The sequence below is a fragment of the Pseudomonas sp. Sample_21 genome, assembly GCF_004307525.1.
GTDB lineage: Bacteria > Pseudomonadota > Gammaproteobacteria > Pseudomonadales > Pseudomonadaceae > Aquipseudomonas > Aquipseudomonas atacamensis.
In genome coordinates this window covers 62,900-76,706 of record NZ_RCNZ01000126.1, presented here as the reverse complement: position 1 = coordinate 76,706, position 13,807 = coordinate 62,900, and the positions used below count along the sequence as shown (strand labels likewise).

Sequence of the window (13,807 nt, the reverse complement as noted above, 5' to 3'; positions counted from 1 at the left end):
GTTCCGAAGTTGAAATGAAAGAGAAGAAAGCCCGCGTTGAAGACGCCCTGCACGCAACCCGCGCAGCCGTTGAAGAAGGCGTGGTACCTGGCGGTGGCGTGGCGCTGATCCGTGCTCTGGAAGCACTGACCGAGCTGACCGGCGACAACGCTGACCAGAACGTCGGTATCGCTGTGCTGCGTCGCGCTGTTGAAGCGCCGCTGCGTCAGATCGCTGCCAACTCCGGTGACGAGCCAAGCGTAGTCGTGAACGAAGTGAAGAACGGCAAAGGTAACTTCGGTTACAACGCTGCTTCCGGCGAATACGGCGACATGATCGAAATGGGCATCCTGGACCCAACCAAGGTAACCCGTTCGGCTCTGCAAGCTGCAGCCTCCATCGGCGGTCTGATCCTGACCACCGAAGCAGCGGTTGCCGACGCACCGAAGAAAGAAGGTGCAGCTGGCGGCGGTATGCCAGACATGGGCGGCATGGGTGGCATGGGCGGCATGATGTAAGCCAGCCCTGGCCCTGTAACGCAAAACCCCGCTGGCGAAAGTCAGCGGGGTTTTTTATTGCCCCAATTTCGAAGCTCACTGGTATCCCCCTGTGGGAGCGAGCCTGCTCGCGAAAGCGGTCTGTCATCCGACATGCAAGCCAGTTGAGCCGCCAATTCGCGAGCAGGCTCGCTCCCACAGGTTGTTTATTTCAGGCGTTGATCGGCTGTGTGTTCATCGCCGTCGAAGTCTTGCCAGCCGGGCGATACAGCACCCAGTAATAAGCCCCCAGACAAATCAGCCAGCAGAAAATCGCCGTCCACACGTTGTGCGAGAAGAAGTGCGCGCCTTGCATCATGCGGCTGATCGAGAACACCGAGCCCAGCGCAAAGGCGAACACAAACGCCTGCCGCGCCAGTCGTGGACGGCGGTCACGCAACACGAAGAACAACGCAAACAACGTAAACCCGGTCGCCGCATGGCCACCCGGCCAGCAACGTCCCGGCTTGTCCGTGGCGGGGCGATGCTCCATCAGTTTGCTGTAGGTCTCGTGACCGCCGAATTGCTCCAGGCTCCACGGGCATTGCACGGCAGTGACGGCTTTGACTGGAGTGACAAACGAAGTCGCCAGCCCCAGCGACAGCACCAGGCAACCGAGTTCGCGCTTGAACGGTTTCAGCCGTTCGATGAAAAACGCGCCGATGAAACCCAGAATGGCAAACACCGAGAAGCCGATCACCAGCTGTTTCGCCCGGTCATGCAGGATGTCTTCAAGAAAATAGCTGTGCCGCCCGATGAAATCCCCGGCGACCGGGTCGTAGAACATTTGCGCCAGAACCATGTCCAGATCGGTCAGTTCGAGCAACAGCAGAATGATCGCCGCCGCTGCGGGAATGCCCAGACACAACCACCAGTTCAGCGGTCTTGAAGCGGGAAGGGCAGAGGTCGACACCATGACAGGTTCCTTGGTCGATGAACGGAGGAGAGAGCGTAATCGCGCGGAGTCTGCGCGCGCTGGCGTCGGCGATTTGTTAACCGAAAGTGAAAAAAACGTCGCAGCGCGCGCAGCGCAGGTTTATCGAAAAACGCCCCTAGCCCTGAGCCACACTTGGCCGTAAGCTGCGCGGGCCAAGACGGCCGTTACCCCGTTCGGAGGAGATGTCCATGCGAATTCTGCTGGTCGAAGACAACCGTGACATCCTGGCCAATCTGGCCGATTACCTGGGCATGAAAGGCTATACCGTCGATTGCGCACAAGACGGCTTGTCCGGTCTGCATCTGGCGGCCACCGAGCATTACGACCTGATCGTGCTCGACATCATGCTGCCCGGCATCGACGGCTACACCTTGTGCAAACGCCTGCGCGAAGACGCCCGGCGTGACACGCCGGTGATCATGCTCACCGCCCGCGATCAACTCGACGACCGGCTGCAAGGCTTCAAGTCCGGCGCCGACGATTACCTGATCAAACCGTTTGCGCTGTCCGAGCTGGCCGCCCGCGTCGAAGCGGTCATGCGCCGCGCTCAGGGCGGCGGTCGCCGGGCGTTGCAGGTCGGTGACCTGAGCTACGACCTCGACACCCTGGAAGTGACCCGCGAAGGCAAGCTGCTCAAGCTCAACCCGGTTGGCCTCAAGCTGCTCGCAGTGCTGATGCAGAAGAGCCCGCACGTGCTGCGTCGGGAGATTCTCGAGGAAGCGCTGTGGGGCGATGACTGCCCCGACAGCGACAGCCTGCGCAGCCATGTTCACCAGTTGCGCCAGGTGATCGACAAGCCATTCGCCAAGCCACTGCTGCACACCGTGCACGGTGTCGGTTATCGCTTGGCCGAGGGGCGAGATGGAGTTTAAGCAGAGTCTTTCCCAGCGGATCATCATCGCCTTTGCGCTGATGAGCGCACTGGTCGCCGGCGCCTTCGCCATGGGCATCGTTGCAACGGTGCATCTGGTGGAAGAGAAACTGATTTCCGCAGGGCTGGGCGGCGATCTGCAACGTTTGCTGCTGATGGACAACGTCTCCGACTGGAGCCATCGCCCCGAGCCGGATCAGTTGTTCTATTTCAGTGGCGGGCCGGGGGATTTCGACCTGCCCAAGGATCTGCGTCACCTCGATGCCGGTTTCCACGAGGTCTTTCGCGAGCAGCTGTCCTATCACGCCATGGTCGAAGTGGTGGATGGTCGGCGTTATGTCTTGCTGCAGGACCAGAGCGATTTCGAAGAGCGCGAGCGCGTGCTGTTTGCCGTGGTGCTGGTGGGCTTCGTGCTCAGCCTGGCCTTGGCGGTGTTTCTCGGCTGGGTGCTCGCGCGCAAGGTGATGGCGCCGGTGGTGCGCCTGGCGCGGCAGGTTCGGCATCGCGACCAGTTGCTCGGGCTGGCGCCGCCCCTGGCGCCGGATTATGCGGCGGATGAAGTCGGTGAACTGGCGGTGGCGTTCGATGCCACCCTGGGGCGCTTGCGTCAGGCGCTGAACCGCGAGCGTTTGTTCACCAGCGACGTCAGCCACGAATTGCGCACGCCGCTGATGGTCCTCGCCAGTTCCTGCGAACTGCTGCTGGAAAACCCCGGTCTCGATCAGCGCGGTCGCGCCCAGGTCGAGCGCATTGCCCGGGCCAGCGAGGAGATGCGCGAACTGGTGCAGACCTTCCTGATGCTGGCGCGCGCACAAAACGAAGAGGCCGGCGCCGCGCCGCAGCAGAACCTCACGCAAGTAGCCGAAAGCCTGCTGTGCCTGTGGCGCGAACCGATCGAGCGCAAGGGCCTGACGCTGATGTTCGAGCCGGGCAATCCACCGGACACTCGTTACAACGCGACCTTGCTCAATGCGGTGATGGGCAACTTGCTGCGTAACGCACTGCATTACACCGAAGAGGGTTTCATTCGCCTTACCCTCACTGCCAACGGTTTTGTCGTCGAGGACTCGGGAGTAGGTATTCCCGAAGAAAAACGCGAGGCGATGTTCGAGCCGTTTGTGCGCGGTAGCGAGAAACGTGGCGAGGGTCTCGGCTTGGGCCTGTCGCTGGTCCAGCGTATCTGCGAAAACCAGGGCTGGACGGTCAGTTTGAGCACGATGGAGCCCAATGGCTGCCGATTCGAGGTAGATCTTGGCGTGAATGCCAGCAAATAGTGGATCGAGGCTACTCCCGCCCACCTGTCTGAATCCTGTATAACGTTGTAATACTTTGCAGATTTACCTGACAGAATTTTCACAATTGGATGACCTGACGCTGACACGCCGCTGCTTAAGGTGGCGTCATCAGAACAGGAGTCCAGATGATGGCCGGCCCGATCAAGCTCGATTTTTCCGAAAAGTACGACGACCAACACGCACAACGATATCTGCGCAAGCACCAGCAAAGCCTCGGTCGCCGCCTGTCGCACTGGCGCGATGAGCAAGTCGGTCGCAAGGCCTTGGCGCTGGCGGGAGATCCCGGGCTGGTGCTGGATCTGCCCTGCGGTGCCGGGCGTTTCTGGCCAATGCTCGCGGAGAAGCCCAACCGGGTGATCATCGGCGCGGACAATTCCGAGTCGATGATCAAGACCGCGCTGCAAGGGCAGCCAGCCGATGTGGTCAAGCGTGTACAACCGCTGCACACCTCGGCATTCGATATCGCTCTGCCGGATAACTCGGTCGACAGCATCTTTTGCATGCGTCTGTTGCACCACATCGGCGAGGCCGAGCACCGCCGGGTGATCCTGCGCGAGTTCGAGCGGGTGACCCGTGACAGCGTGATTGTTTCGTTGTGGGTTGACGGCAATTTCAAGGCCTGGAAGCGCAAGCGTGCCGAGCGGGATCGGCCAAGTCATGATTACCAGAATCGATTTCTGATTCCGGCGGCGATGATCGAGAAAGAATTTGAACAGGCGGGTTTCCGCATTCAGGAACAACTGGACTTCATACCGCTCTATGCGATGTGGCGAGTTTACGTATTACGCAAGAGGTAGAGGATGGCAGTGCAAGCAGCGGTTGAAGCGGATGTCGCTCCCCAGGATCGTTTCGATTATTACTGGAACCAGCGCGGCGAATGGGTTGAAGAGCCCAATGTGCGCCGTGGTGGCGAAAGCGGGGTGCAGCGCATCGTCGACCGTGACGGTCAGCTCTTGTACGCCAAGCGCCAGACCGGGCACATCTATCGCAGTTGGTTGCACCCCTTCGGTCGCCCGACCGTATTGCGCGAACTCGATGCCCTGACTGGCGTAAGCAAACTCGGCGTACGCGTACCGCAGATCGTCTTTTGCGGCGCTCAGCCGGATCCGCAGCACAAATGGCGCGCACTGCTTGTCACCAAATCCCTCGACGGTTTTCAGGAACTGGAACACTGGCTGGCCGCTGCCGGTGGTCGCGATCAATGTGGCGACGTGGTCTACGAGAAAGTCCTCAAGGACCTCGCCGAGAACCTGGCGCGCATGCACAAGGGCCGCTGGCAGCACAGCTGCATCTACATCAAACACGTTTTCGTGCGCGTCACCGGTGAAGGTGAAACGGCGCAGGTTGAAGTGGCGTTGATCGATCTGGAGAAGTGCCGCCAGCGTCTGACACCCTATCGCGCCGCGCAGCATGACATGAAGCAACTGCGTCGCCATTCGTCGTTCCGCGATGCCGACTGGAAAAAACTCGTCTACTTTTATGAGACGGCGTTTGGCAGCGCTATCAAAGGTTTATAGCGATGAAACTCGAAATTGCACGAGGTTTGTTCCTGATCGGGGCCTTGGCAGTTGCTTCACTGGCGGTGGCTGCCTGGGAGCAGCCGCGCATGCAGGTCATAGGAGCGTCCGGGAACGACGCTCATTGTTCGGTTCCACGGGTGGCGAAAGCCTCCGTGGCGACCCAGCCCGATCATGATTTGCTGTTGTTCATGTTCGGACTGTCTCAGGGAATGAGGCCAGCCAGTTGAAACGATTGAAGCCCAAATGAAAGGCCTCGCAGTTGCGAGGCCTTTTTTTGGAATACGGATTGTGTAGGAGCTGGCGAAGGCTGCGATCTTTTGATCTTGCTTGATCGTTCCTACGCTCTGCGTGGGAACGCCTCAAAGGACGCTCCGCGTTCCAATGGGACGCTCCGCGTCCCGAGCTGCATTCCCACGCAGAGCGTGGGAACGATCAAAATACCGCATTCGCGAGCAGGCTCGCTCCCACAGCGTGATGCGTGTTATTTGCGGTCCGGTTTCGCCAGGAACGTGTAAACACACGGCAGCACGAACAGCGTAAACAACGTGCCGATCGACATCCCCGTCGCAATCACCATGCCTATATCAAAGCGGCTCACGGCGCCCGCACCGGTGGCCAGAATCAGCGGCACCATGCCGAACACCATTGCCGCCGTCGTCATCAGCACCGGGCGCAAGCGAATTGCCGCTGCTTCCTCTACGGCTTCACGGGCGCTCAAACCCTTGTCCTTGCGCAACTGGTTGGCGAATTCGACGATCAGGATGCCGTGCTTGCTGATCAGGCCGATCAGCGTCACCAGCCCGACCTGGGTGTAGATGTTCATGCTCGACCAGCCGAGGAACAGCGGAATCAGCGCCCCGCAAATCGACAGCGGTACGGTCACCAGAATCACCAGCGGATCGCGGAAGCTTTCGAACTGTGCGGCCAGCACCAGAAAGATGATCGCCAACGCCAGGGCAAACGTGACCCACAATGCGCTGCCTTCCTGCACGTACTGGCGCGAGGCACCGCCGTAGTCGAAGGCAAAGCCGGCCGGTGCTTCTTCGCGGGCAATCTGCAGCACGGTGTCGATGGCTTCGCCCATGCTCACCAGCGGGAAACCGGAAATCTTCGCCGCGTTGAGCTGCTGAAACTGATTGAGCTGGCGCGGTCGTGCGCGGTCGCTGACCTTGATCAAGGTCGACAGCGGCAGCAATTCGCCCTGGGTGTTTTTCACGTAGTAATTGTTCAGCCAGTCCGGGTTGTCGCGGTAGGCCCGTTCAACCTGGGCGATGACCTTGTAGCTGCGCCCGTCGATGGTGAAGCGGTTGATTTCCGCCTCGCCGAGCAAGGTCGCCAGCGTGCTGCCGAGGTCGAGCATCGACACGCCCATCTGCGCAGCCTTGTCGCGGTCGATATCCACGACTACTTCCGGCTTGTCGAACGCCAGATCGAGGTCGACGAAGGCGAACTTGCCCGACTCCATGGCGCGTTTCTCGATGCGCTCGGCGACTTGCAGCAGCAGCTCGTAGTCATTGGCGGTGTTGACCACGAATTCGAAGGGCAGACCCTCACCTGTGCCGGGCAGGGAGGGCAGGTTGAAACCGAAGATCTGCAGGCCGGGAATGCTCTCCAGTTTGCTCTGCACCTCGGGGAGGATTTCCATCTGCGTGCGGCTGCGCTCGTTCCATGGCTTGAGCAGGAAGCCGCCGATACCGGCCTGCACGCCGTTGTAGCCGTTGATCTGGAACGATGAGTAGTACTCGGGAAACTCTTTGAAGATGGTGATGAATTCGTCGGTGTAGGTGCTCAGGTAGTCGAGGTTGGTCGGCTGCGGTGCGCTGGCCATCATGAAAATGATGCCTTGATCCTCGTCCGGGGCCAGTTCCGACTTGGTGAACTTGAGAAACACCGGAATCAGGCACAGCACGATCACCGCAAACACCAGCACCACCGGCCGCGTATTGAGCGTGCCGTGGAGCATGCTTTGATAACGGCGCTTGAGGCCTTCAAAGACGCGGTCGAGGCGATGGGCCAGGCCGCTGGGATTCTCTTCGTGGCGCAGCAGAAACGCGCACATCATCGGCGACAACGTCAGGGCTACGACGCCGGAAATCACCACTGCGCCGGCCAGGGTCAGGGCGAACTCCTTGAACAGCGCTCCGGTCAGCCCGGTGAGGAAACCGATCGGCGCATACACCGCCGCCAGGGTGATGGTCATCGACACCACCGGCATGGCAATTTCCCGCGCGCCTTCCAGGGCGGCATCGAACGGCGTCTTGCCTTCCTCGATATGTCGGTGGATGTTTTCCACCACGACGATCGCATCGTCCACCACCAGACCGATGGCCAGCACCATGGCCAGCAGCGTCAGCAGATTCATCGAGTAACCCATCATCTGCATGAAGAACATCACGCCGATCATCGACAGCGGAATGGTCACCACCGGGATCACTACCGAACGCAGAGCGCCGAGAAACAGGAACACCACGACGATGACGATCAGCACCGCTTCGAACAGGGTTTTCACCACCTCATCGATCGAGGCCTGAATGAACAATGTCGCGTCGTAGGCGATTTCGCTTTTCAGGTTCGGCGGCAGCTGTGCTTCCAGCTCGGGCATCAGCTTGCGCACTTCTTTGATCACGTCCAGCGGGTTGGCGCCGGGGGTGGCCTTGATGCCGATGTACACCGACGGCGTGCCGCCGAACGAGCTGATCGAGTCGTAGTTTTCCGCGCCCATTTCCACCCGCGCGACATCACGCAGCAACACACGGCTGTCGCCATCGACCTTGAGCGGAATCGCCGCGAAGGCCTCGGCGGATTTCAGTTCGGTGTTGGCGTTGATGCTGGTGACGGTGTACTCGCCTTTCACCTCGCCGGCGGCGGAGAGGAAGTTGTACTGGCGCACCGCAGCGCTCACGTCGGCGGCGCTGAGGCCGAAGCCGGCGAGTTTCACCGGGTCGAGCCACAGGCGCATGGCGAACACCTGATTGCCGAGAATTTCTGCTTCGGCCATGCCCGGCAGCGTCGCCAGTTTTGGCTGGATGACCCGCGACAGATAGTCGGTGATCTGCGGGTTGCTCAGGTCCTTGCTGAAGAAACTGATGTACATCAGCGCCGAAGCGTCGGCGGATTCCTTGCTCAGCACCGGGTCTTCGGCGTCCTGCGGCAGCTTGTTCTTCACCTCGTTGGCCTTGGCCAGCAGTTCGGTGAACAAGCGGTCGGTGTTGGCGCCGATGCGCGCGTAAATCGAAATCACCGAGAAGTTCTGCCGGCTCACCGAAGTCATGTAATCGATGCCCTCGGCACTGGCCAGGCTCTGTTGCATCGGCTGGGTGATGTAGCCCTGAATGGTTTCGGCGTTGGCCCCGGGATAAGCCGTGGTCACTGTGATCAGAGCGTTTTCCATTTGCGGGTACTGGCGCAGCGGCAGCTTGCTCCAGGCCTGGAAGCCCAGCAGCACAATCAGCAGGCTGACCACGGTGGCGAGCACCGGGCGGCGAATGAACGGATCGGTAAAAGCCATGGGAATTCCTTGATCAGTCGGCGCGGGGCGGACTGTTCTGCTCGCCGAGGGTCTTGTCGTCGCTGATGGCGATATGCGCGCCGTTGTCCAGTTTGATCTGGCCCGCCGTCACCACTTGTTCGCCGCTCTGCACGCCCTTGTTGATCATCACCAGGCCATCGCGGCGTTCACCGGTCTCGACGAAACGACGTTCGGCGATCAGCAGCGGTTGGCCGTTTTCATCCTTGGCGACGCTGCCGTCCTCGGCCTTCTTCTGCCCGACCACATAAACCGAGTTGCCGTACAGGGTGTAGGTGATCGCGCTTTCCGGCACGACGATGTGCTTCTGTGGATCGGGCAGCAGCACTTCAAGGCTGGCGAACATGCCCGGCAACAGTTTGCCGTCGGGGTTGGCGAGGGTGGCGCGGACGAGGATGTTGCGCGTGGTGCTTTCGACGATCGGGTTGATTGCGCTGATCTTGCCGACGAAGTTCTGCCCCGGATAAGCGGCGACGGTGAACTGCACGGGCTGACCGATAGCGAGTTTCGGCACCGCTTGTTCCGGCACGTAGAAGTCGGCGTAGAGGCTACTCAAGTCTTGCAGCGTGGCGATTTTGGTACCGCTGGCGAGGTAGTCGCCGACGTCGACCTGGCGGATGCCGATGGTGCCGCTGAATGGCGCGAGGATGCGCTTTTTCGCCAGCGACGCGTTGAGCTGATTGACCGTGGCCTTGTTCTTTTGCAGCACGGCGGAGAGGCGGTCGTACTCGCCTTTGGAGATCGCGCGGCTGTCGACCAGTTGCGCGCCACGGCCGAAGTCCAGTTGCGCCAGGCCCAGATCAGCCTTGGCGGTTTCGAGCAGGGCGGTTTCCACGGCGCTGTCGAGTTGCAGCAACGGTTGCCCGGCCTTGACCTTCTGCCCTGATTCGAATTTGAGTTCAGTGACGGTGCCGGCGACTTCCAGACTCAAGTCGACACCTTGCAGTGCCTTGAGCGTGCCGACGGTGGGCAGGCGCATCTGCCACGGCTGTTCGCCGGCAGTGGCCACGGCGACGCTGATCGGCGGCTTGGGCTTGGAAAAGCCCTGGATCATCGTGTAGATCGAAAAGGCTTTGTATCCGCCCAGTACCAGGACGATCAGCAAAACAACACCCAACATGATCAGCATGCGGCGACGCAGCATATTTCCATTTCCTTGGATAAATCATGAGACAGGCGGGCACATTACTCCGAGTCAGGTGGGGATTCCAACTGGCAGTTATTACGTGAAGGCCGGATATGAACCCTGTGGCGAGGGGATTTATCCCCGTTGGGCTGCGAAGCGGCCCCCTGAATCCTTCAGTCATACCGCAATTGCAGTTTTAAGGGCGGCTGCGCCACCCAACGGGGATAAATCCCCTCGCCACAGGTTGATTGTCAGCCACGGGACTTGTTGTCAGGCCATCAAGTGCAGATGGTTGTCCCAGAGCCCCGCCGGCAATTCCAGCGGCTTGGCCAGCAGCTGTTCCTGCCGGCAATCGTAGTAACGGCAACGGCCCTGACCCGAGGTCACGACAAAGCCATCCTTTACCGCACCAACGCCGGCGCAATCAGGCAAAGGCGCATCGAGGCGCAGTTCGCCGCTGTCCAGATCCCAGATAAAGAAGCGATTGCCGCGCGGCGCTGTCAACGCGACCAGACGCAGGTCGCTGTGCACCGCGACGCTGGCGGTGTAGTGCCCCATCGCCTGCAACTGCTGCTCGGCCACCGGGAACGCCACGAACGCTTGTCCGGGGCGCTTGATCGCCAACAGCTCCGAGCGCTCGTGGGACGGCCCCATGAATTGCTGACCGGCAACGATTGTGCCGTCACTGGCGATGCCCAGGTGGCGCACGCTGTTCATCTGCTGGGCGAGGGTTTCCTTGCTCAGCAACGTGCCGTCGCGCTGCATCAATACCAGGCTCGGCTCCATGGCGTTGAGGTTCATGTCGACGCGGCTTTCCGCCTCGGTGCGAATGCCGCCGTTGGCCACCACCAGCGTCTCGCCGTCGGGCATCCACGACACCTGATGCGGGCCGAGACCGTGAGTGGAAATCTCGCCCGTGTGCACCAGCCGTTCGCCCTCGAACTTGTACACGCCGAGCAGGCCACGCCCGGGATCGCTCGTGTCATTCTCGGTGGCGTACAGGTATTCGCCGTCCTTGTGCACCACGGCGTGGCCGTAGAAGTGCCGGTTCGGCTGCGAGGTCACGGTCTGCAGCAACGTGCCGTCGCGCAGGTCGATCAGGTAACTCTCGGTACCCGGACGCCGTGCAACGAACAGCGCCAGCGGCTGCGTCGGGTGGTTGATGATGTCGTGACAACGCTGGCCGACGTGGGTGGCGAACACCCGCGTACCGTCGAGCCGATAGCCGACGGCGTAATGCTTGCCGTCAGTATCGTCACGCGCCGACAGCAGCAGCGGGCTCTGATCCTTGCGTTTGAACAGCGTCCAGCCGCCCAGCGTCACTGCTCCCAGCAGTGCACTACCTAAAGTCAGAACCTGACGTCGCAGCATGGCACTCGCCCTCATCAGTCACCGTCGTTGGCGTTGAAGCCCAGTTGGATGCCCAGCGCCTTGGCCAGCTCGCCTTCATGCAGGCGATGGACGACGTTGAGGCTGTCGTAGATATCGTTGAGTTGCTGGCGACCGGCGTCGTCCTCGAGCATTTCGCCGAGCGAACGCTGGGTGCTGTCGAACAACTTCAGCGAAGCGGCATAAGCGGCATCGATCTTGTCCGCCAACGGCTTCTGTTCGGCCGGCAGCAGACCGCGCAGGCCTTTGTTGTCGACGCCTTCCCAGACGGTTTTGGCCGCGGCTAGGCTGGCTTCCAGTGCGGTCAGCGACGACTGGCTGCGCCACGCATCCGCCTGGAACGGCTGCGGCACGCCTTTGCTCTGACGGCCCATTGGCGTGCCGAGTTTTTTCTTCAGGGTATCCAGTGCCGTCACTTGTACGCGCAGCAGATCGGCGATCGCTTCGTGGGAGTCGGCGTAGCGCTGGTTGGGGAACTTGCTCATCTGCGCGAGCATGCCGTCGGTGTTGTTCCAGCCCTGCAGGATCTCTTCGGCCAGTTGCTTCTGGCGTTCGCCGATGGCGATCAGCAGCGGGCAGTATTTGGCTTTTTGCGCGTCGTTGGCGACGTCAGGCTTGGCGTCGAACAGGATGTATTCGTAAGCCGACAGGCCCTGCACCACGACGCTGGATTTGGCCAGTGCGGCGGCATCGATCTGCGGCTGGGCGACGACCAGTTGCTCGACCTGACGGCCGACGAGGTTTTTCTTGTCCGGCCAGAACTGCACTTGCCACGAACGATTGCCCTCGGCCAGCGGCCCGATCAACAGCGGTTGCAACTCGGCCCAGGCTTTCTGCGCGTGAAGGAAATCGGCACGGGCGGTTTCCAGGGTCTCTTTGCCCTGGCAGTAGGCGAGGGCGCTGACCGCCAGTTGCCGGTCGGCTTCGACCCAACGGGTGTAGGTCGGCAGGATCACCGATTTGGCGATCGCCGCCGAAGTGACCGCTTGCGGGTCCTGCGGCGAGCAGGCGCCGAGGGCGAGCGCGGCAAGGCTGGTGAACAGTAACTTGGGACGGAACATGTCGGGCTCCCGATGTTTTTTCAGTATTTAAAGTGAGTTCAGAAACGCCAGCAACGCAGCGCGCTGCTCGGCATTGAAAGACAAAACCTGTTGCTGCGCCGCCGTCGCTTCGCCGCCATGCCAGAGCACCGCTTCGAGCAGGTTGCGTGCGCGGCCGTCATGCAAAAACTGGGTGTGACCGCTGACCGCTTGCGTCAGACCAATCCCCCATAACGGCGGGGTGCGCCAGTCGCGGCCGGAGGCCTGAAATTCCGTGCGGTTGTCCGCCAGGCCTTCGCCCATGTCATGCAGCAGCAAGTCGCTGTACGGACGAATCACCTGATTGGCCAATTCCGGTTCGGCGGCATCGGCGGCAGTGGTGTATTTCGGCGTGTGGCACGACTGGCAACCGGCCTGGAAAAACAGATTCTTGCCGGCCAGCACCTGTGGATCGTTGACGCCACGGCGCGCTGGCACTGCCAGATTGCGGCTGTAGAACAGCACCAGCCGCAGGATGTTGTCGCTGACTTCCGGTTCGCCGTCCGGGCCATTGCCGTTCGGCGCCTGTTTGCAGGCGGTTTGCGCCTCGGTGCAATCGTCGAACGGCCGCAGGCTGGTGGTCAGGCCCATGTCACCGGAGAACGCGTGAACATTCTGTTGATTGAGATTCGGCTGCCCGGCTTTCCAGCCGAACCGGCCGATGACGGTCTTCTGCAACTGGTCATCCCAGACCTGGTTGGGCCGGCCGTTGATGCCATTGTTCTCTTTCGCCTGGGCGGCGGCGTTGGCGAGGATCGCCTCCTCGGGGATCGCTTCGAGCAGGCCCAGACCAATCATCGGCGGCGCCACCCGCGCGGAAAAACGCGTGTCCGGGTGCATCGGGCCGTAACCGAGTTGGGTGATCTGCAGGGTCGGTTTGCGCAGCTCGACTTCAGTGCCGTCCTTGAAGCGTACCGGCACCGGCGTGTAGTCGACCCGCACCTTGCCTTCCGGGGCGACGCCGGGCACAGCCATGTCCTGGAACTGCCCGCCATACACCGGCTCCGGCACCACGCCGAGCTGTTCGATGACTTTGGCGTATTGCGGCGCGTCGGTAATCGACAGGCGCACCAGCATCGACACCGCATTGGATGCGTCAGGTGCCGGCGGATGCCCGCGACCGTCCTTGATGTGGCAGTTCTGGCAGGCGTTGGTATTGAACAACGGGCCGAGGCCGTCGCGCGCCGTGGTGGTCGATGGTGCGATCACCCACGGGCTGCGAAAGAAACTGTTGCCGACACTGAAATCCACGCGCCGCGACGGCGGCAGGTTGGCCGATGGCAGGGAAAAGGCGTTCTGATCGCTCTTGCGCACAGTCGCCGCACCGCCCGAACGCGCTTCCCCCGGCTCGGCCTTGGTGAAACGCGGGGCGTCATCGCAGGCACTCAGGCCCAGGGCCAGCAACAGTGCGGACAAGCGAAGCGGCAACGACAGCATCAGACATCCTGCAAACGGGCGAAAACAAAGGCGCAAAGTCTAACAGGGCGGGGGAGTTTGAATAAGAGGAATTATCGTTTGCTTGATATCGCGCAAGCCTTGAAGCGCATGC

Annotated in this window: 12 protein-coding genes; 6 read left to right on the top strand and 6 right to left on the bottom strand. The window is 61.2% G+C overall.

Going from position 1 to position 13,807, the window contains the following annotated elements; genetic code table 11:
- Positions 1 to 497: TCP-1/cpn60 chaperonin family protein (locus D8U71_RS24620; RefSeq protein WP_277751622.1), on the top strand; the 497-nt coding region annotated here is incomplete at its 5' end.
- A gap of 190 nt (positions 498 to 687) precedes the next feature.
- On the opposite strand, the gene D8U71_RS24615 is transcribed toward D8U71_RS24620, so the two are convergent.
- On the bottom strand, positions 688 to 1,431 hold the full coding sequence (locus D8U71_RS24615) for a phosphatase PAP2 family protein (protein WP_024014149.1): 744 nt from the start codon (positions 1,429 to 1,431) through the stop codon (positions 688 to 690).
- Between the two features lie 209 nt (positions 1,432 to 1,640).
- Between D8U71_RS24615 and colR the strand changes: the two genes are divergently transcribed.
- The 5 genes from colR to D8U71_RS24590 all read left to right on the top strand — a co-directional run bounded on the left by colR (position 1,641) and on the right by D8U71_RS24590 (position 5,365).
- Entirely contained in the window at positions 1,641 to 2,324 is a 684-nt protein-coding gene (colR, locus tag D8U71_RS24610; protein WP_016773421.1) for a two-component system response regulator ColR, read from the top strand.
- Complete coding sequence (locus D8U71_RS24605; protein WP_125917700.1) at positions 2,314 to 3,597, top strand: HAMP domain-containing sensor histidine kinase; 1,284 nt, start codon at positions 2,314 to 2,316, stop codon at positions 3,595 to 3,597. Before colR ends, D8U71_RS24605 begins: the two co-directional genes overlap by 11 nt.
- A gap of 149 nt (positions 3,598 to 3,746) precedes the next feature.
- The gene (locus D8U71_RS24600) at positions 3,747 to 4,415 is read left to right on the top strand and encodes a class I SAM-dependent methyltransferase (protein ID WP_110646279.1); all 669 of its coding nucleotides are present in this window, start codon (positions 3,747 to 3,749) and stop codon (positions 4,413 to 4,415) included.
- A gap of 3 nt (positions 4,416 to 4,418) precedes the next feature.
- Positions 4,419 to 5,135, top strand: a complete 717-nt coding sequence (locus D8U71_RS24595) for a lipopolysaccharide kinase InaA family protein (protein WP_130888885.1) — start codon at positions 4,419 to 4,421, stop codon at positions 5,133 to 5,135.
- 2 nt (positions 5,136 to 5,137) lie between these two features.
- A complete protein-coding gene (locus D8U71_RS24590; RefSeq protein WP_041479852.1) occupies positions 5,138 to 5,365 on the top strand; it encodes a hypothetical protein in 228 nt (75 codons plus the stop codon).
- A gap of 254 nt (positions 5,366 to 5,619) precedes the next feature.
- On the opposite strand, the gene D8U71_RS24585 is transcribed toward D8U71_RS24590, so the two are convergent.
- From D8U71_RS24585 to D8U71_RS24565, 5 genes are all read right to left on the bottom strand, one after another.
- The gene (locus D8U71_RS24585; RefSeq protein ID WP_130888884.1) at positions 5,620 to 8,646 is read right to left on the bottom strand and encodes a multidrug efflux RND transporter permease subunit; all 3,027 of its coding nucleotides are present in this window, start codon (positions 8,644 to 8,646) and stop codon (positions 5,620 to 5,622) included.
- Between the two features lie 13 nt (positions 8,647 to 8,659).
- Positions 8,660 to 9,808: an efflux RND transporter periplasmic adaptor subunit gene (locus D8U71_RS24580; RefSeq protein ID WP_073473130.1), complete on the bottom strand. Its 1,149-nt coding sequence runs from the start codon at positions 9,806 to 9,808 to the stop codon at positions 8,660 to 8,662.
- A gap of 252 nt (positions 9,809 to 10,060) precedes the next feature.
- Positions 10,061 to 11,161, bottom strand: a complete 1,101-nt coding sequence (locus D8U71_RS24575; protein ID WP_122706492.1) for a DUF1513 domain-containing protein — start codon at positions 11,159 to 11,161, stop codon at positions 10,061 to 10,063.
- A 14-nt stretch (positions 11,162 to 11,175) separates the two neighbouring features.
- Positions 11,176 to 12,240: an imelysin family protein gene (locus tag D8U71_RS24570; protein ID WP_056789978.1), complete on the bottom strand. Its 1,065-nt coding sequence runs from the start codon at positions 12,238 to 12,240 to the stop codon at positions 11,176 to 11,178.
- Between the two features lie 27 nt (positions 12,241 to 12,267).
- Positions 12,268 to 13,695 carry a di-heme oxidoredictase family protein gene (locus tag D8U71_RS24565; protein ID WP_130888883.1) on the bottom strand — a complete coding sequence of 476 codons (1,428 nt, stop codon included), beginning with the start codon at positions 13,693 to 13,695 and terminating at the stop codon, positions 12,268 to 12,270.
- Between the last annotated feature and the right edge of the window lie 112 nt (positions 13,696 to 13,807).